The 16620-nt window shown below is 72.3% G+C and carries 20 protein-coding genes and 1 riboswitch; of the genes, 14 read left to right on the plus strand and 6 right to left on the minus strand.

The window, feature by feature from the left end; genetic code table 11:
* Positions 1-2 precede the first annotated feature (2 nt).
* The 8 genes from rpe to AW271_RS36585 all read left to right on the plus strand — a co-directional run bounded on the left by rpe (position 3) and on the right by AW271_RS36585 (position 6162).
* On the plus strand, positions 3-662 hold the full coding sequence (gene rpe / locus AW271_RS36550; RefSeq protein ID WP_062342665.1) for a ribulose-phosphate 3-epimerase: 660 nt from the start codon (positions 3-5) through the stop codon (positions 660-662).
* A 9-nt stretch (positions 663-671) separates the two neighbouring features.
* Positions 672-1451: an oxygenase MpaB family protein gene (locus AW271_RS36555; RefSeq protein WP_062342668.1), complete on the plus strand. Its 780-nt coding sequence runs from the start codon at positions 672-674 to the stop codon at positions 1449-1451.
* Between the two features lie 75 nt (positions 1452-1526).
* A riboswitch (FMN riboswitch) is annotated at positions 1527-1657 on the plus strand.
* A gap of 67 nt (positions 1658-1724) precedes the next feature.
* Positions 1725-2798 (plus strand): bifunctional diaminohydroxyphosphoribosylaminopyrimidine deaminase/5-amino-6-(5-phosphoribosylamino)uracil reductase RibD, encoded by a 1074-nt coding sequence (ribD, locus tag AW271_RS36560; protein WP_062342670.1) that lies wholly within the window; start codon positions 1725-1727, stop codon positions 2796-2798.
* Between the two features lie 2 nt (positions 2799-2800).
* On the plus strand, positions 2801-3388 hold the full coding sequence (locus tag AW271_RS36565) for a riboflavin synthase (RefSeq protein ID WP_062342672.1): 588 nt from the start codon (positions 2801-2803) through the stop codon (positions 3386-3388).
* The gene (locus AW271_RS36570; RefSeq protein WP_062342674.1) at positions 3385-4005 is read left to right on the plus strand and encodes a nicotinamide mononucleotide transporter family protein; all 621 of its coding nucleotides are present in this window, start codon (positions 3385-3387) and stop codon (positions 4003-4005) included. The genes AW271_RS36565 and AW271_RS36570 overlap by 4 nt, the downstream gene beginning before the upstream one ends.
* Positions 4002-5222 carry a bifunctional 3,4-dihydroxy-2-butanone-4-phosphate synthase/GTP cyclohydrolase II gene (locus tag AW271_RS36575; RefSeq protein WP_062342676.1) on the plus strand — a complete coding sequence of 407 codons (1221 nt, stop codon included), beginning with the start codon at positions 4002-4004 and terminating at the stop codon, positions 5220-5222. The genes AW271_RS36570 and AW271_RS36575 overlap by 4 nt, the downstream gene beginning before the upstream one ends.
* Entirely contained in the window at positions 5219-5698 is a 480-nt protein-coding gene (ribH, locus tag AW271_RS36580; RefSeq protein ID WP_062342678.1) for a 6,7-dimethyl-8-ribityllumazine synthase, read from the plus strand. The genes AW271_RS36575 and ribH overlap by 4 nt, the downstream gene beginning before the upstream one ends.
* An 11-nt stretch (positions 5699-5709) precedes the next feature.
* Positions 5710-6162, plus strand: coding sequence for a PH domain-containing protein (locus AW271_RS36585; protein ID WP_062342680.1), 453 nt, complete (start codon positions 5710-5712; stop codon positions 6160-6162).
* Here AW271_RS36585 and AW271_RS36590 read toward each other — a convergent pair.
* The 5 genes from AW271_RS36590 to AW271_RS36610 all read right to left on the minus strand — a co-directional run bounded on the left by AW271_RS36590 (position 6159) and on the right by AW271_RS36610 (position 10364).
* The gene (locus tag AW271_RS36590) at positions 6159-7265 is read right to left on the minus strand and encodes an LLM class flavin-dependent oxidoreductase (protein WP_062342682.1); all 1107 of its coding nucleotides are present in this window, start codon (positions 7263-7265) and stop codon (positions 6159-6161) included. The two genes, AW271_RS36585 and AW271_RS36590, sit on opposite strands and share 4 nt — an antisense overlap.
* Positions 7262-8224: an ABC transporter substrate-binding protein gene (locus tag AW271_RS36595; RefSeq protein WP_062342684.1), complete on the minus strand. Its 963-nt coding sequence runs from the start codon at positions 8222-8224 to the stop codon at positions 7262-7264. The genes AW271_RS36590 and AW271_RS36595 overlap by 4 nt, the downstream gene beginning before the upstream one ends.
* Positions 8221-8916, minus strand: coding sequence for an ABC transporter ATP-binding protein (locus AW271_RS36600; protein ID WP_062342686.1), 696 nt, complete (start codon positions 8914-8916; stop codon positions 8221-8223). Before AW271_RS36600 ends, AW271_RS36595 begins: the two co-directional genes overlap by 4 nt.
* Positions 8892-9713, minus strand: a complete 822-nt coding sequence (locus tag AW271_RS36605) for an ABC transporter permease (protein WP_062342688.1) — start codon at positions 9711-9713, stop codon at positions 8892-8894. Before AW271_RS36605 ends, AW271_RS36600 begins: the two co-directional genes overlap by 25 nt.
* Before the next feature lie 63 nt (positions 9714-9776).
* On the minus strand, positions 9777-10364 hold the full coding sequence (locus AW271_RS36610; protein WP_062342690.1) for an HD domain-containing protein: 588 nt from the start codon (positions 10362-10364) through the stop codon (positions 9777-9779).
* Between the two features lie 58 nt (positions 10365-10422).
* On the opposite strand from AW271_RS36610, the gene AW271_RS36615 reads away from it, so the two are divergent.
* The 4 genes from AW271_RS36615 to AW271_RS36630 are packed head-to-tail and all read left to right on the plus strand — an operon-like array spanning position 10423 to position 14011.
* Positions 10423-11286 carry an AAA family ATPase gene (locus tag AW271_RS36615; protein WP_062342696.1) on the plus strand — a complete coding sequence of 288 codons (864 nt, stop codon included), beginning with the start codon at positions 10423-10425 and terminating at the stop codon, positions 11284-11286.
* Positions 11279-12364, plus strand: a complete 1086-nt coding sequence (locus AW271_RS36620) for a vWA domain-containing protein (RefSeq protein WP_062342697.1) — start codon at positions 11279-11281, stop codon at positions 12362-12364. Before AW271_RS36615 ends, AW271_RS36620 begins: the two co-directional genes overlap by 8 nt.
* Positions 12357-13460, plus strand: coding sequence for an XdhC family protein (locus AW271_RS36625; protein ID WP_062342698.1), 1104 nt, complete (start codon positions 12357-12359; stop codon positions 13458-13460). Before AW271_RS36620 ends, AW271_RS36625 begins: the two co-directional genes overlap by 8 nt.
* Entirely contained in the window at positions 13457-14011 is a 555-nt protein-coding gene (locus tag AW271_RS36630) for a nucleotidyltransferase family protein (RefSeq protein ID WP_062342699.1), read from the plus strand. The genes AW271_RS36625 and AW271_RS36630 overlap by 4 nt, the downstream gene beginning before the upstream one ends.
* On the opposite strand, the gene AW271_RS36635 is transcribed toward AW271_RS36630, so the two are convergent.
* On the minus strand, positions 14008-14895 hold the full coding sequence (locus AW271_RS36635) for an endonuclease/exonuclease/phosphatase family protein (RefSeq protein WP_062342701.1): 888 nt from the start codon (positions 14893-14895) through the stop codon (positions 14008-14010). The two genes, AW271_RS36630 and AW271_RS36635, sit on opposite strands and share 4 nt — an antisense overlap.
* A 111-nt stretch (positions 14896-15006) precedes the next feature.
* Here AW271_RS36635 and AW271_RS36640 point away from each other — a divergent pair, with 111 nt between their 5' ends.
* Positions 15007-16041 (plus strand): LLM class F420-dependent oxidoreductase, encoded by a 1035-nt coding sequence (locus tag AW271_RS36640; protein ID WP_062342703.1) that lies wholly within the window; start codon positions 15007-15009, stop codon positions 16039-16041.
* A gap of 32 nt (positions 16042-16073) precedes the next feature.
* The gene (locus AW271_RS36645; RefSeq protein WP_062342705.1) at positions 16074-16619 is read left to right on the plus strand and encodes an SMI1/KNR4 family protein; all 546 of its coding nucleotides are present in this window, start codon (positions 16074-16076) and stop codon (positions 16617-16619) included.
* Position 16620: the final 1 nt, after the last annotated feature.

Consider the following 16620-nt stretch of genomic DNA (forward strand, 5'->3'; position numbering starts at 1 on the left):
TCATGGCCGTACAGATCTCGCCCAGCATCTTGTCCGCTGATTTCGCCCGACTGGCCGACGAGGCCGCCCGGGTCGCCGGGGTGGCCGACTGGCTCCACGTCGACGTGATGGACAACCACTTCGTGCCCAATCTGACGCTCGGCCTGCCCGTGGTGGAGGCGCTGCTGAAGTCGGTCTCGACCCCGGTCGACTGCCACCTCATGATCGAAGACCCCGACCGCTGGGCCGTCGGCTACGCCGAGGCGGGCGCCCGGAGCGTGACCATCCACGCCGAGGCGGCCAAGGCCCCGGTGCGCACCCTGCGGGCGATCCGCAAGGAGGGCGCGCGGGCCGGGTTCGCGCTCAACCCGGCGACGGCCGTCGACGCCTACGAGGACCTGCTGCCCGAGATCGACATGCTGCTGCTGATGACCGTCGAGCCGGGGTTCGGCGGGCAGTCGTTCATCGACGGGGTGCTGCCGAAGATCCGCCGGGCCCGCCAGCTGGTCTCCAAGCACGGCCTGGAGGTCTGGATCCAGGTCGACGGCGGGGTGGCCGACGAGACGATCGAGCGCTGCGCCGAGGCGGGCGCCGACGTCTTCGTGGCCGGGAACGCCGTCTACGGCCGCGACGACCCCGCCGCGGCGGTGCAGGCCCTTCGTGCGCTCGCCGAGGGGGCGTAGCGTGAGGTCATGAACCAAGACGGGCTGTTCGGTCCCGGTTCGGTCACCTGGCGGGTGATGGCGGAGCCGGTCCTGTTCGTCGGCGGCTTCCGGGCCCTGCTGATGCAGGGCCTGCACCCCCGGGCGATGCGCGGGGTGATCCAGAACTCGGCCCTGTTCGATCCCTCCGAGGCGTGGGCGCGGTTCCTGCGCACCACCGAGTTCGTCCGGGTGCGCACCTACGGCAGCGCCGAGGAGGTCGACAAGGCGGCCAAGCGGGTCCGTAAGATCCACGCGACCCTGACCGCCTACGACCCCGACGTCGGCGACCGCTACCACCTCGACGAGCCCGACGCGCTGCGCTGGGTGCACGTCGGGGAGGTCGACTCCTACCTGTCCACGGCCCGCCGCGCCGGGGTGCCCCTGACCGACGACGAGGCCGATCAGTTCGTGTACGAATGGCGCCGCGCCGCCGAGGTCGTCGGCCTGTCACCCGGCGACGTGCCCCATTCGGTGGGCGAGATGCGCGACTACATCGACGCCGAACGGCCGAAGTTGCGGTTCGTGCCCGAGGCGCCCCACCCGCTGCTGATGTCGCTCAACCCGCCGCTGCCGGCCCGGCTCACCCTGATCAAGCCGATCTTCCCGTGGATCACCGCCGTGGCCTTCGCCAGCCTGCCCCGGTGGGCCAGACGCCTCTACGGCCTGCCTGCCACCCCGTTCGGCGACGTGTGGGCGACGATGACGCTGCGCACCGTCCGGACCGGCCTGAACGCCGTGCCGAGGGCACTGCGACCGGCGCCACATTGACGCCGCCCGGAACCGTCGTGGCAGACTGGGAATAACTTGCGTAGGCAACAGCCTTGACGCACATCGAAGAACACAATGCGTGCTCCGGGGTCGGTGAAAGTCCGAACCGGCGGTGACAGTCCGCGACCCGGCCGAATCCATCGGCCGGTTGACCTGGTGGAATTCCAGGACCGACGGTGAAAGTCCGGATGGGAGGCAGCACGCGGCGGGCGAGGCCCCCTATTGGGGCGCGTCCGTCCTTGGGCGCTTCCATGCCCATGCCCCGGAGCCCTGATGCAGGGAAGGACCGGGGTGGACGACCACTTCATGCGCCGGGCGATCGACCTCGCCGCGCGCGGGCTGGGCACGACGAGCCCGAATCCGGTGGTCGGGTGTGTGATCACTTCGGCCGGGGGATCCGTCGTCGGCGAGGGCTTCCACGCCGCGGCCGGCGGGCCGCACGCCGAGGTCTGGGCCCTGCGCGAGGCCGGTGAGCTGGCCCGGGGCGGCACCGCCTACGTCACCCTCGAACCCTGCGACCACCACGGCCGGACCGGCCCCTGCTCCGAGGCGCTACTGAAGGCCGGCGTCGCGCGGGTCGTCGTCGCGGTGCCCGACCCCAACCCCGTCGCGGCCGGCGGCCTGGAGAGGCTGCGCCGCGAGGGGGTCGCCGTCGAAAGCGGGCTCCTGCGGGCCGAGGCGGAGCGGGGGAACGCCCACTGGCTGACGTACACGCGGCTGAGGCGGCCGTTCGTCACGTGGAAGTTCGCCGCGACCCTCGACGGCCGGTCGGCCGCCGCCGACGGCACCAGCCAGTGGATCACCTCGCCGGAGGCCCGCGCCGACGTGCACCGCCTGCGCGGGCAGCATGACGCGATCATGGCCGGGATCGGCACCGTGCTGGCCGACGACCCCCACCTGACGGTCCGGCCCGGCCCCGCGACACCCCTGCGGGTCGTCGTCGACAGCGAGGGCCTCACGCCCCCGCACGCGAGGGTGCTCGACGACGCCGCGCCCACCCTGCTCGCCGTCGGGGCCGACCTGCCCGCCGAGCACGCCGTGCGCGTCCCGCGCGGCCCGCGCGGCCTCGACCTCGCCGCCCTGCTGACCGAACTCCACCGGCGTCAGATCGTCAGCGTCTTCCTCGAAGGCGGCCCCACCCTCGCCGGGAGCTTCCTGCGCGCCGGTCTGGTCGACCGGGTCGTCGCCTACCTGGCGCCCGCCTTCCTCGGCTCGGGGCGCGCCGCCCTGGGCGACGCCGGGGTGACGGGCGTCGGCGGCATCCACCGCTGGGAGTTCGAAGACGTCGTCCCCATTGGACCGGACCTGCGCGTGACCGCGCGGCCGGCGCCCCCGAAGGAGAACTGAGCATGTTCACCGGAATCGTCGAGGAACTCGGCCAGGTCGTCGCCGTCGACCCCCTCCCGCAGGCGGCCCGGCTGGCCTTCCGCGGCGCCCTCGTGACCCAGGACGCCAAGCACGGCGACTCGATCGCCGTGAACGGGGTCTGCCTGACCGTCGTCGCGGTCGAGGGCGACGTCTTCACCGTGGACGTCATGAAGGAGACCCTCGACCGGAGCAGCCTCGGCGCCCTGGAGTCGGGTTCCCCCGTGAACCTGGAACGCGCGGTCAGGGCCGACCAGCGGCTCGGCGGCCACATCGTGCAGGGCCACGTCGACGGGACCGGCGTCATCGTGCGGCGCGAGCCCGACGAGCACTGGGAGGTCGTCACGATCTCGCTGCCCGCCGACCTGGCCCGCTACGTGGTGCACAAGGGCTCGATCACCGTCGACGGCGTGTCGCTCACCGTCGCGTCGGTGTCCGCCGAGGAGTTCACGGTCAGCCTGATCCCGACCACCCTGGCGCTGACCACCCTCGGCTCGAAGGTCGCCGGCGACCCGGTGAACCTGGAGGCCGACGTCATCGCCAAGTACGTCGAGAAGCTGGTGGTGAGGTGAACGCCACCTTCGAGGCCTTCGGGACGACCGTCCTGTGGACCGACCTCATCGGCAACGTGCTGGCCCTGGCCACGGTCGTGTTCGCCATCCGCCGCTCGCTCTGGACGTGGCCGGTCCAGCTCACCGCCTCGGTGCTGCTGCTGACCGCCTCGCTCGACGCCGGGCTGATCGGCAACGCGCTGAAGCAGGTCATGTTCGGCGTGCTGGCCGTCTACGGCTGGGTGCGCTGGAAGAGCCAGGGCGAGCAGCTGGCCGTGCGTACCGCGACGTACGCCGAGCGGGTGTTCCTGACCGGGACCGTCGTCGCCGGGACCGCCCTGGCCGGCTGGTTCTTCTTCGTCACCGGGCTCTCGTGGGGCGCGCACGCGCCGCTGCCCGAGGGGTACTTCCTGGTGGCCGCCGACGCCTACATCTTCGTCGGCAGCGCGGTCGCGACCTGGGCCCAGGGCAGGGCGCTGACCGACTTCTGGCTCGTCTGGATCGCCGTCGACCTCGTCGGGGTGCCGCTGGCCTTCCGGTCGGGGCTGGTCGTCTCGGGGGCCGTGTACGCGGTGTTCTTCGTCCTGGTCCTCACCGGATTCGTGAACTGGCGCAAGCAGGAGGCTGTCGCAGTATGAGTGACATCAGGCTCGACCCCATCGAGCGGGCCATCGCCGACATCCGCGACGGCAAGCCGGTCGTGGTCGTCGACAACGAGGACCGCGAGAACGAGGGCGACCTCATCTTCGCGGCGTCCAAGGCCACCGCGCAGACGCTGGCCTTCACGATCCGGCACACCTCGGGCGTCATCTGCGTCGGCATGCGGGGCGACGACCTCGACCGGCTCGGGCTGCCGCTGATGGTGAACGACAACAAGGAGCGCATGCGGACGGCGTACACGATCAGCGTCGACGCCCGCGACGGGGTCAGCACCGGCATCAGCGCCGCCGACCGGGCGCGCACCATCCGCACCCTGGCCGACTCGGCCACCGAGCCGTTCGAGCTGGTCCGGCCGGGCCACATCTTCCCGCTGCGCTACCGCGACGGCGGCGTGCTGGTGCGGCCCGGCCACACCGAGGCCGCCGTCGACCTGGCCCGGCTCGCCGGCCTGACCCCGGCCGGGGCGCTGGCCGAGGTGACCAACGACGACGGCACCATGGCCCGGCTGCCCGAGCTGCGGGTGTTCGCCGACGAGCACGACCTCGCGCTGGTCTCCATCGAGCAGCTCATCGAGTTCCGCCGCCGCACCGAGCGGGTGGTGACGCGGGTCGCCGAGACGTCCATCCCGAACCGCTACGGCATGTGGCGGGCCTACGGCTTCGCCAGCTCCCTCGACGGCGGCGAGCACGTCGCGCTCGTCTACGGCGACCTCGACGACGGCGAGAACGTGCTGGTGCGGGCCCACTCCGAGTGCATGACGGGCGACGTGCTGGGCTCGCTGCGCTGCGACTGCGGCGTGCAGCTCGACCACGCCATGGCCGCCATCGCTTCGGAGGGCCGCGGCGTGGTCGTCTACCTGCGCGGCCACGAGGGCCGCGGCATCGGCCTGCTGGCCAAGCTGCGCGCCTACGCCCTCCAGGACGACGGCCACGACACCGTCGACGCCAACCTCGAACTCGGCCTGCCGGTCGACGCCCGCGAGTTCTCCAACGCCGGCCAGATGCTCGGCGACCTCGGGGTCAAATCGGTGCGCCTGCTGACCAACAACCCCGCCAAGATGCGGGGGATGGACGGATACGGCATCAAGGTCCTCGGCCGCGAGCCGATGCCCATCGCCGTCAACCCGTACAACGAGAAGTACCTGTACGCCAAGCGTGACCGTCTTGGTCACGAGATCCCCGAGGAGAACGCATGAGCGGCGTTGGACGGCCGGAGACGTGGCCGGTCGAGGCGCAGGGCCTGACGGTGGGCATCGTCGCGGCCCGGTGGCACGAGAAGATCACCGACCAGCTGGTCGAGCGGGCCGTCGCGGCGGCCAAGGACAGCGGCGCGACCCCGACCGTGGTCCGGGTGGCCGGGTCGCTGGAGATCCCCGTGGTGGCGCAGGCGCTCGCCCGCACCCACGACGCCGTGGTGGCGCTCGGGGTGGTCATCCGCGGCAAGACGGCCCACTTCGAGTACGTCTGCGACTCGGTGACCAGCGGCCTGACCAGGGTCTCCCTCGACGAGTCGACCCCCGTCGGCAACGGCGTGCTGACGTGTGACAGCGTGCACCAGGCCGTCGAGCGGTCGGGCGTGCCCGGTTCGAAGGAGGACAAGGGCTACGAGGCGACCGTCGCGGCCCTGGAGACGGCGGTCCTGTTGCGCGGCCTCACGCCCGGATCGCGCTAACGTTCGGTCTCATGTTCCCGACTGTTCCCGCGCCGCCCCTCCCCGTGGTCTGGCGTCCGAAGAGGGCCCGCGTGGTGGCCTACACGCTCGCGGCGGTCATGGTGGGCGGCGCGCTGATCCTGGCGGTCGTCCTCCCGGGGCAGTTCCACCTCCCCGACCGCATCGGGGTCTTCGTGTTCGGCTGCGCCGTCGCCTTCCTCCTCCACCTGCTGGGCCGGTTGCGGGTGGTGGCCGACGACGGCGGCGTGACCGTGGTCAACGCGGTGCGGGTGCACCGCTACGAGTGGGCCGAGATCCTCGGCGTCTCCCTGCCCGACGCCGAGCCCTGGCCCCACCTCGACCTCGCCGACGGAAGCGTCGTGGGGGCGATGGGGATCCAGGGCTCGGAGAAGGCGCGGGCGGCCCGCGCGGTGGCGGAGCTGAACGCCCTCATAAAGATCAAGAGCGAGGCTCCCGACCACTAGGCGGCTTTCGCGACCAGGCCCCTCCTGCGCAGCTCGGGCAGCACGCCCTCGCCGAACCAGTAGGCCTCCTCCAGGTGGGGGTAGCCCGAGAGGATGAACTCCGACGCCCCGTGGGCGGCGTACTCCTCCAGCAGGTCGGCCACCTCCGAATGGCTGCCCACCAGCGCGGTGCCCGCGCCGCCGCGCACGAGGCCGACGCCCGCCCACAGGCCCGGGTGGATCTCCAGGTCGCGGGCCCTGCCGCTCTTGAAGCCCTCGTGCAGGGCCAGCATGCGCTTCTGGCCGACCGACTCGCTGCTCGACAGCAGTTTCCGGGCCTTGGCGATGTCGCCGCCCGGGATGCGCTCCAGCAGGCGGCCGGCTTCGGCCCACGCCTCCTCGCTGGTGTCGCGGGTGATGACGTGCAGGCGCACGCCGTACCGGAGCGTGCGGCCTTCCGCCGCGGCCAGGTCGCGGATCCAGCCGAGCTTCTCGCCCACCTGCGCGGGCGGTTCGCCCCAGGTCAGGTAGACGTCGGCGTGCCTGGCGGCCACCGGGCCGGCCGCGCCGGAGGAGCCGCCGAAGTAGATCTCCGGGGTCGGCTCCGGCGGCGCGGCGACGCGGGCGTCGGCCACGTCGTAATACGTGCCGGTGAAGTCGAAGCCGCCCTGCCAGGCGCCCCGCACGACGCTGAGGAACTCGTCGGTGCGGGCGTAGCGCTCGTCCTTGCTCAGGTGGTCGCCGAACCGGGCCTGCTCGGCGGCCTCGCCGCCGGTCACCACGTTCAGCAGCAGCCGCCCGCCCGACACGCGCTGGTAGGTCGCGGCCATCTGCGCGGCCAGCGTCGGGGAGAGCAGGCCGGGCCGGAACGCCACCAGGAACTTCAGCCGGGTGGTCACCTGGGTGAGGGCGGCCGTGATCAGCCAGGCGTCCTCGCACCAGGTGCCGGTCGGGGTGAGCACCGCCTCGAAGCCGACCTGCTCGGCCGCCTTCGCGATCTGGCCGAGGTACTCGACCGTCGGCGGGCGGTATTCGGCGTCGCCGTAGGTGCGGCCCAGGCCGTGGCCGCCGGCCACGATCGAGCGGCCGTCGCCGGTCGTCGGCAGGAACCAGTGGAACCTCACTGCGCCGCCCCCACGATGTCGTTGAACCGCTGGTCGACGAAGTCGGCGAACGTCAGGCCGCCCGGGATGAGGCCCTCGGCGGCGAAGGCGTCGGCCATCTCCTGCTCGGAGGTGATCACCGCGTCGTCGATGACGATCGGCGAGGAGACCGCGTTGTCGACGGCCGCGTCGGCGACCTCTTGCGGCAGGCCGGTCTCGGCCGCCCACACCTTGGCCCATTCGGGCTTGTGGGTGAGCGCCCACTCACGGGCCTTGCCGAGCCGGGTGAGGTAGTCGCGGACCGCGTCGGTCTTCGACTCCACGGCCTCGGGGGCGGCGACGGTGAAGTTCAGGCCGTTGACGTAGCCGGTGCCGTCGACCAGCACCTTCGCCTTGTGCTGCAGGATCGCCTGCGAGGTGAACGGCTCCCAGATCGTCCAGGCGTCGACCGTGCCGCCGGAGAAGGCGGCCAGCGCGTCGGCGGGCTGGAGGTACTGCGGCTGGATGTCGGAGAACTTCAGGCCCTCCTTCTTCAGCACCGACAGCAGGTGGTGGTGGGAGGAGCTGCCCTTGGCCACCGCGATCTTCTTGCCCTTGAGGTCGGCCGGGCTCGTGAGGGTCGAGTTCGCCGGTACGACCACCGCCGCCCCCGTCACGTTCTGCTTGTAGGCCGCCACGATCTTGATCTTCGAGTCGGCCGCCGCCGCGAAGATCGGGGGAGTGTTGCCCACCCCGCCGATGTCGACGGCCCCGGCGTTGATCGCCTCCAGCAGCGGCGGGCCCGACGTGAACTGGGCGAAGGTGATCTTGTAGGGGGCGTCGTCGAGCAGCCCGGCCGCCTTCAGCAGCGCCTGCGAGCCGGCCTTCTGGTCGCCCACGCGGAGCGTGATCGTCGAATCGGCGGCGCCGGCGTCGGTCGCCGGTGCGCCGCACGCGGCGGCGGCCAGCAGCAGGACGGCGGCCATCAGTGCGCGTTTCATGATCTTCCTTCGGGTGAGACGCCGAGCGCGGCGAGCAGGGTGGTCCGCAGGGTGACGAGGCCGGGGTCCTCGCGGTGGCGGGGACGGTCGGCCGTGATGGAGATGTCGTGGGCGATGCGGCCCTCGTCGAGCACCAGCACCCGGTCGGCCAGCAGCAGCGCCTCGTCGACGTCGTGGGTGACCAGCAGCACGGCCGGGCGGTGCCGGGCCCACAACTCCAGGACCAGCTGGTGGATGGTGATCCGGGTGAGCGCGTCGAGGGCGGAGAACGGCTCGTCGAGCAGCAGCAGCTCGGGCTCGCGGACCAGCGCGCGGGCCAGGCTGGCGCGCTGCGCCTCGCCGCCCGACAGGGTCAGCGGCCAGGCGTCGGAGCGTTCGCTCAGCCCGACCTCGGCCAGCGCCTCCTTCGCCTTGGAGACGGGGGCGTCGAGCCCGAGGGTGATGTTGGCCAGCAGCCGCTTCCACGGCACCAGCCGGGGCTCCTGGAAGGCCACCGCGACCGAGTCCGTCACGTCGATCGTCCCGGTGACCTCGGGGTCGAGCCCGGCCAGCGCCCGCAGCAGGGTCGACTTGCCGGAGCCGCTGCGGCCCAGCAGGGCGGTGAACTCGCCGTCGCGCAGTTCCAGGTCGAGCGAGTCGAGCACGACCCGGTCGCCGAACGCGCGTGCTACGCCAGAAAGCCGCGTCGCCATGCCAGCGCCCTCCTCTCCAGCAGCCGGACGATCGCGTCGGTGGCCAGGCCCAGCGCGCTGTAGACGAGCAGGCCGACCACGATCACGTCGGTGCGCAGGAACTCGCGCGCGTCGTTGATCATGTAGCCGAGGCCGGTGGTCGCGTTCACCTGCTCGGCCACGATCAGCGCCAGCCAGGCCACGCCGAGGGCCTGCCGCAGCCCGACGAGCGTCTGGGGGAGCGCGCCCGGCAGCACGATGTGCCTGATCAGCTGGCCGCGGGACAACTTGAGGGTGGTGGCGACCTCGGCGAGCTTGCCGTCGACGCCCCGGATGCCGGAGAAGGTGTTCAGGTAGAGGGGGAACGACACCGCCAGGGCCACCAGCAGGATCTTCGGCTCCTCGCCGATGCCGAACCAGAGGATGAACAGCGGGATGAGGCCGAAGAACGGCAGCGCCCGCAGCGCCTGCATGATCGGGTCGACCGCGTTCTCACCCGCCCGGCTCAGCCCGGCGGCCAGGGCCAGCACGATCCCGGCCGCGCCGCCGACCAGGAAGCCGATCAGCACCCGCTGGAGCGAGACCCCGATCGCGGTCGGGAGCGTGCCCGCCTGGGTCAGTTCGACGGCGGTGGAGGCGATGGCGGCCGGCGCGGCCAGCAGGCGTTCGGGGAGCAGGCCGGTCGCGCTGGCGATCTGCCAGACCACGAGCAGGGCGAGCGGGCTCAGCCAGCGATGCCACGCGGTGACGCGGCGCCGCGGCCCTTTCGGCGTGGCGCGCGGTTTCTCGACCGGGCGCGCCAGCTCGACGACGGACATACGGGAACCTCGCAGAGAGCGGTGAGTGGACCGCCCTCAGAGTTACCCATATTTCCTACCAAGTCAATCGGTAATACCGCGAAGCTCCCGCGCCAGGTTGTGCCGGGCCTGCTCTTCCCACAGGTCACGGGCGGTCTCGGTGCCGTAGAGAGAACCGCCGAGCAGCCGCCGGAGCACCTCGGCCCGGCCCACGCGGAACAGGGGGTCGGGCACGTGGCGGTACTCCCGCCGGACCGCCTCGGCGTAGGCGGCGTACAGCTCCGGGCTCTGGCCGAGCACGGCCAGGTCGGCGTCGCACAACACCGCCGCGTTCCCGTCACCCTCGGCATAGGCGTGCGTCGTGGTCACCCGGACCAGCCGGGCCACCTCCCGGGCGACCGGCAGGCCCAGGGCCGTCAGGCGCGACTGGGCGAGCTGGGCGCTGCGTTCCTCGTCGAGGCCGGGGCGGCCGTCGTAGACGGCGTCGTGGAACCAGGCCGCCAGCCGCACCGCCCGGAGGTCGGGCGCGTGCTCTCTCAGCGTCTCGACCGCCGCCAGGACCTCGGTCAGGTGGCGGGTCGTGTGGTAGCGGCGGTGGGGTTCGGCCCAGCGTGCGGACAACTCCGCGACCAGGGCGCGCCCCGCGGGGGAGTCGGGGAAATCCTGCGTCACCCGGCGAACCTACCAAGGGCGGCCGCCGCGTGATCACGCGCCGAAGTAGCCTGGACGGGTGGAAATCGACTCCCCGGAGACCCTGCGGGACCTCCTCGAACAGCGCGACTACCTGGCCGGGCCGGGCCTGGCGACCGCCGCCTACCTGGCCCTGCGCATGGGCCGCCCGCTGTTCCTCGAAGGGGAGGCCGGAGTCGGCAAGACCGAGCTCGCCAAGACCCTCGCCGCCGTCCTCGGCGCGCCGCTGATCCGCCTCCAGTGTTACGAGGGCCTCGACGCCGCCCAGGCCCTCTACGACTGGGACTTCGCCCGCCAGCTGCTGCACCTGAAGGCCGCCGAAGCGGCCGGCGTCACCGACCTGAAAGCCCTCGAAGGCGAGATCTACGACCGCCGGTTCCTCATCGCCCGCCCATTGCTGCAGGCGATCGAGACACAACCCGCCGTCCTTCTCGTGGACGAGATCGACCGGGCCGACGACGAGTTCGAGGCGTTTCTTCTGGAAGTGCTCTCGGATTTCACCATTTCGATTCCCGAACTCGGAACCATTCGCGCTTCCTCGCCGCCGTTGGTCGTGCTGACCTCGAATCGCACCCGCGAAGTGCACGACGCGCTGAAGAGGCGCTGCCTCTACCACTGGCTCGACCATCCGGGATTCGACCGCGAGGTCGCCATCCTGCGTCGCCGCCTGCCCTCCTGCACGACCGCCCTCGCCGAGCAGGTCGCCCGCGCGGCGGCCCGGCTGAGGGCCGCCGACCTGCTGAAACCGCCCGGCATCGCCGAGACGATCGACTGGGCCGAGGCCCTGCTGACCCTGGGAGCCGACCGGCTCGACCCGGCCCTGGCGGCGGTCACCCTGGGGGCCGCGCTGAAACACCGCGAAGACCAGCAGGCGGCCCTTCAGAACGGCCTTCTCGATGTCTGACGTCGTTTCGGTGCTGGCGGGTTTCGTCCGGACACTCCGGGCGGCCGGAGTGGCGGCCGACCACGAGCGGGCGCGGGGTTTTCTCGAAGCCCTGGAGAATCTCGACGCCGGCGAAAGGCACGACGTCTATTGGGCCGGCCGGCTCACCCTCTGTTCCGGCCCCGACGACCTTCCGAGATACGACCGCTGTTTCGCCGCCTATTTCGACGGCCGCGATTCACCCAGGCCCTTGACGCCGGCCGTCACGGTCACCCGATACGTCGCCTCACCCGGCGGCGACGAGGTCGCCGGTGAGACGACCGCCGCCGCCACCGCCAGCACGCTCGAAGTCCTGCGCTCCCGCGACGTCGCGAAGCTCACCCCCGAGGAGCGCGCCGAGATCAACCGGCTGCTCGCGCTCATGCGCACCACCCGCGAGACGCGGGTCTCCCGCCGCCTGGCCCCTGCCCGGCACGGCTCCCTCGACCCCCGCCGCACGGTCAGGGAGGCCATGCGGCGCGGCGGCGAACCGGCCCGGCTGCGGTTCCGCGACCGGCGGCGCAAACCCCGCCGGGTGGTGCTGCTGATCGACGTGAGCGGCTCGATGCGGGCGTACGCCGACACCCTGCTGCGCCTGGCCCACGCCGTGGTCCGGTCGGCCCCCCGCGCCACCGAGGTCTTCTCCGCCGGCACCCGCCTCACCCGGCTCACCGCCGAACTGCGCGTGCGGGACGCCGCCCGCGCCATGGACCAGGTCTCGGCCGCCATCCCCGACTGGAGCGGCGGCACCCGCCTGGGCGAGGAACTGCGGGAGTTCCTGAAAGGCCCCGACGCGCGGGGCGCGATCGTGGTGATCGCCTCAGACGGATGGGAACGTGGTGATCCGTCCCTGCTCGGCGCGCAGATGGAGCGGCTGGGCCGGATGGCCCACCGGGTCATCTGGGTTAACCCTCATAAGGGGGACCCGGCGTACCGCCCGCTGACCGGGGGGATGCGGGCGGCGCTGCCCCACGTCGACGACTTGGTGGCCGGGCACAGCCTGGCCGCCTACGAGGAGCTGGCCGGGCTCCTCGCGGGAAGGAGAGCCGGGCATGCGTGACATCCTTTCGCAGGTCAACCGCTGGTGGACGGCCGACCGGGGCGTGTTCGGCCTGGCCACGGTCGTCGGCACCTTCCGCAGCGCGCCCCGCCAGCCCGGCGCGGCCATGGCCGTCCTGGGCGGGGAGGCGGTCGGCAGCGTGTCGGGCGGCTGCGTCGAGGGCGCGGTCTACGAACTGGCCCAGGAGGTCGTCGCGTCCGGGAGACCCGTCCTGCAGCGGTACGGGGTGAGCGACGACGACGCCTTCGCCGTCGGCCTGACCTGCGGGGGGATCATCGACGTCTTCGTCGAGCCGGTCTCCAGAGACGCCTACCCCGAGCTGGGCGAGATCGCGGCGTCAATCGAGAAGCGCGTGCCGGTGGCGGTGGCGACCATACTGTCCGGTCCGGGCAGGGTGGGCGCGCGGCGCGTCGTGTGGGACGACCACGTGTCGGGCACGCTCGGCTCGCCCCGCCTCGACGCCGCCGTCGACGACGACGCCCGAGGCATGCTGGCCCAGGGCACGACCGGCGTCCGCCGCTACGGCCGCAGCGGCGAACGCCGCCTCGACGACCTCCAGGTGTTCGTGCAGTCGTTCGCGCCGCCGCCGAGGATGCTGGTGTTCGGCGCGATCGACTTCGCGGCGGCGGTGGCCCGGGTGGGCAAGTTCCTCGGCTACCACGTGGTCGTCTGCGACGCCCGGCCGGTGTTCGCCACCTCCAAGCGGTTCCCCGACGCCGACGAGGTCGTGGTGAAGTGGCCCCACGACTACCTGTCCCACGCGGCGGTCGACGAGCGCACCGTCATCTGCGTGCTGACCCACGACCCGAAGTTCGACGTCCCGCTGCTGGAGGTGGCCCTGCGCACGCCCGCCGCCTACGTCGGCGCGATGGGCTCACGGCGCACCCACGACGACCGGATGGCCCGGCTGCGCGAGATCGGCCTGACCGAGGCCGAACTGGCCCGGCTGCGCTCCCCGATCGGCCTCGACCTGGGGGCCCGCACCCCCGAGGAGACGGCCGTGTCGATCGCGGCCGAGCTCATCCAGCTGCGCTGGGGCGGCTCGGGCCGCCCGCTGACCACCACCGAGGGCCGCATCCACGGCGACCTCGCATGATCGCCGGAGTGCTGCTGGCCGCCGGCGAGGGCCGCCGCTTCGGCCGCCCGAAGGCCCTGGTCGAGTACGAGGGCGAACGGCTGGTCGACCGGGGGGTGCGGCTGCTCGAAGAGGGCGGCTGCCATCCGGTCGTCGTCGTGCTCGGGGCGGTGTGCGCCCAGGTGCGGGGCGCGGTGACGGTGCTGAACCCCGACTGGGCGACCGGGATGGGCTCCTCGTTGCGCGTCGGCCTGGCGGCGGTGCCGCCCGAGGCGGCGGGTGTGGTGGTCGCCCTGGTCGACCAGCCGCTCATCCGCCCCGAAGCGGTCGAACGGCTCATCGCCGCTTTCCAGGCCGGGGCCGAACTCGCCGTCGCCACCTACGGGGGAGCGCCGCGCAACCCCGTGCTGATCGGCCGCGACCACGTCGCCGCGGTGGCCGGCTCGCTCGAGGGCGACGTGGGCGCGCGGCCCTACCTCAAGCGGAACCGCCACCTGGTGACCGAGGTGCCCTGCGACGGCGCGGGCGACCCCGCCGACCTCGACGAGCCGGGCGACCTGCCGGTCGGCTAGAACCTGAGGTCGGCGACCGCCGCGCGGTGGTCGCTGCCGGACGCCTCCCGGACGTCGGCCAGCGTGGCCTCCATGCCCCGGTAGAGGATGTGGTCGGGGCGGGTGATCGGGAAGCCCGACGGCCAGGTGAAGCCGAAACCCTGGCCCGCCTCCTCCTGCGCGTCGCGCAGCGGCGGCACCAGGTTGCCCCTGGCCCGGTCGGTCGTGGCGGTGTTCAGGTCGCCCAGCAGGACCAGCCGGCGGCTCTTGTCCTTGGCGATGACCTCACCGGCCTCCTTCAAAGTCTTGTCGCGGAACGAGGTCTCACCGGGACGGGCGGAGGCGAGGTGCATGACGTACACGGTCACGTCGCCTTTCTCGGCCTTGACGACGGCGCGCAGCGCCCTGGCCCAGCCGAGCCCGACGTCGACCCGTTTCGCCCCGTCGAGCCGGTACCTGCTCCACAAGCCGACCGTGCCGACCTGGAATCGGTAGGGGTAGATGCGGTTCAGCTCCTTGGCGGCCGGGCCGCCGGGGGTGAGCTCCTGCGCCGCCACCACGTCGCGGCCCTGCGCGGCCGCCCGCACCGCCTCGCCGGACAGTTCGTTGGCCACCCCGACGTTGAGCGTCGCGACCGTGAAGTCGGCGGCCCCGCCGGGCGGGTGCCGCAGCACGCCCGGCCCGAACATCACCGCCCACACCACCGCCGGGGTCAGCGAGGCCACGACCGCCCCCCGCGACCGGGCCACCGCCGCCATCGCCACCAGCGGCACGATCAGCACCCCGAGCCACGGCAGCACGCTCTCGAGAACCGGCGTCACCCCGCCCAGTTCGGGCAGCAGCGAATGCCCGGCCAGGACCGCGGCGAGCGCGACCGCGACCACCGACACCACACGACCCAGCAAGATCCCTCCCCTGCCGCGAAAGTGTACGGCTCCCCGGATACGGAGGACGTGAGCCGACATGTACCCTCGGAATCCCGTACTACCGGAACAACATTCGGTCCAGGAGGATCTATGCGGATCGGGATGGCCCTGAGCTATTCCGGCGGTTTCAAGGAGACCGTCGCCGAACTGGCCGACTACGAGAAGGCCGGCCTCGACATCGTGTACGTCGCCGAGGCCTACAGCTTCGACGCCGTCAGCCAGATGGGGTACATCGCCGCCCGGACCGAGCGCCTGGAGATCGCCTCCGGCATCCTCCCGGTCTACTCCCGCACCCCCGCCCTGCTGGCCATGACGGCCGCCGGCCTCGACTACGTCTCCGACGGCCGCTTCACCCTGGGCCTGGGCGCCTCCGGCCCGCAGGTGATCGAGGGCTTCCACGGCGTGCCCTACTCGGCCCCGCTGGGCCGCACCCGCGAGGTCATCGAGATCTGCCGCAAGGTCTGGAAGCGCGAGCGCCTCGAATACCAGGGCAAGCACTACACGATGCCCCTCCAGGGCGGCACCGGCCTCGGCAAGCCGCTGAAGCTGATCAACGCCCCGGTCCGCGACCGCATCCCGATCGTGGTGGCGGCCATCGGCCCCAAGAACGTCGAACTGGCCGCCGAACTGGCCGAGGGCTGGCTGCCCATCTTCTACATGCCGGAGAAGGCCGCCGACGTGTGGGGCCCGTCCCTGGCGGCCGGCGCGGCCAAACGCGACCCGGAACTCGGCGGCCTGGACGTCGTCGCCACCGCCCACCTGGCCATCGGCGACGACGTGGCGGGCTTCCTGGAGTTCGGCCGCCCGATGGCGGCCCTCTACATCGGCGGCATGGGCGCGAAGGGCAAGAACTTCTACAACGACCTCGCCGTCCGCTACGGCTACGAGCAGGAGGCCGCCGAGATCCAGGACCTCTACCTGGCCGGCAGGAAGGACGAGGCCGCCGCGAAGGTGCCCCACGAGCTGCTGGAGAAGATGTCCCTGATCGGCAGCGAGGGCTTCGTCCGCGACCGCCTGGCCGCCATGAAGGACAGCGGCGTCACGACGGTGAACGTGACCCCGGTCGGCGCCACCCACGAAGACCGCGTCCGCCTGATCGAGAAGGTCAAGGAACTGGCGAACTGAACTGTCGGTGCCGCCCCCTAGGGTCGTCCACCATGAGCCCCCCGTTCGCGTGGTCCGACGTCTTCCCGCCCAAGGGGCCGATGCCCGAGGAACTCGCCGACTACCCCTTCCCGCCCGACCACGGTCTCCACGCCGCCGCGGGTGAGCCGGAGGTGCGCCTGCTGGAGGAGCGGCTGGGCAGGCCGCTCCCACCGAGCTACCGTGCCCTGCTCCTCTACGCCGACGGCTACGGCGACGGGGACGAAGAGGAGTACTGCCTCTTCCGGACCCACCAGGTCGGCTGGCTGCGCGACCTGGAACCCGAGTGGGTCCGGCTCTGGGGCCCGAAGGAGGGCGACAGGGTTCCGAGCGTGCCCGACGACCTCTATTTCGACTACGGGCCGGGGCAGAACGGTTTCGTCCGCGGCGAATACGTGCCGCACACCCTTCTCGTCGGCCACTGGGACGGGCTGCTGCTCCTCAACCCGCTGGTCGTCACCGCCGAGGGGGAGTGGGAGGCGTGGCACCTCGCGTCGTGGCGGGCGGGCGCGGCTCGAGGGCGGTCGTTCTGGGAGCTGATGAAGGGCGACCTGGTCTGAG

Origin of the sequence: Herbidospora sakaeratensis, assembly GCF_001570525.1 — a bacterium.
Classification (GTDB): Bacteria; Actinomycetota; Actinomycetes; order Streptosporangiales; family Streptosporangiaceae; genus Herbidospora; species Herbidospora sakaeratensis.

Coding starts and splice junctions, on each gene's coding strand:
- AW271_RS36625 (WP_062342698.1), top strand. CDS start 12,357: ATGCGTGACATCCTTTCGCAGGTCAACCGCTGGTGGACGGCCGACCGG.
- ribD (WP_062342670.1), top strand. CDS start 1,725: ATGCAGGGAAGGACCGGGGTGGACGACCACTTCATGCGCCGGGCGATC.
- AW271_RS36595 (WP_062342684.1), bottom strand. CDS start 8,224: ATGAAACGCGCACTGATGGCCGCCGTCCTGCTGCTGGCCGCCGCCGCG.
- AW271_RS36605 (WP_062342688.1), bottom strand. CDS start 9,713: ATGTCCGTCGTCGAGCTGGCGCGCCCGGTCGAGAAACCGCGCGCCACG.
- AW271_RS36640 (WP_062342703.1), top strand. CDS start 15,007: ATGCGGATCGGGATGGCCCTGAGCTATTCCGGCGGTTTCAAGGAGACC.
- AW271_RS36630 (WP_062342699.1), top strand. CDS start 13,457: ATGATCGCCGGAGTGCTGCTGGCCGCCGGCGAGGGCCGCCGCTTCGGC.
- rpe (WP_062342665.1), top strand. CDS start 3: ATGGCCGTACAGATCTCGCCCAGCATCTTGTCCGCTGATTTCGCCCGA.
- AW271_RS36555 (WP_062342668.1), top strand. CDS start 672: ATGAACCAAGACGGGCTGTTCGGTCCCGGTTCGGTCACCTGGCGGGTG.
- AW271_RS36585 (WP_062342680.1), top strand. CDS start 5,710: ATGTTCCCGACTGTTCCCGCGCCGCCCCTCCCCGTGGTCTGGCGTCCG.
- AW271_RS36575 (WP_062342676.1), top strand. CDS start 4,002: ATGAGTGACATCAGGCTCGACCCCATCGAGCGGGCCATCGCCGACATC.
- AW271_RS36620 (WP_062342697.1), top strand. CDS start 11,279: ATGTCTGACGTCGTTTCGGTGCTGGCGGGTTTCGTCCGGACACTCCGG.
- AW271_RS36600 (WP_062342686.1), bottom strand. CDS start 8,916: ATGGCGACGCGGCTTTCTGGCGTAGCACGCGCGTTCGGCGACCGGGTC.
- AW271_RS36565 (WP_062342672.1), top strand. CDS start 2,801: ATGTTCACCGGAATCGTCGAGGAACTCGGCCAGGTCGTCGCCGTCGAC.
- AW271_RS36645 (WP_062342705.1), top strand. CDS start 16,074: ATGAGCCCCCCGTTCGCGTGGTCCGACGTCTTCCCGCCCAAGGGGCCG.
- ribH (WP_062342678.1), top strand. CDS start 5,219: ATGAGCGGCGTTGGACGGCCGGAGACGTGGCCGGTCGAGGCGCAGGGC.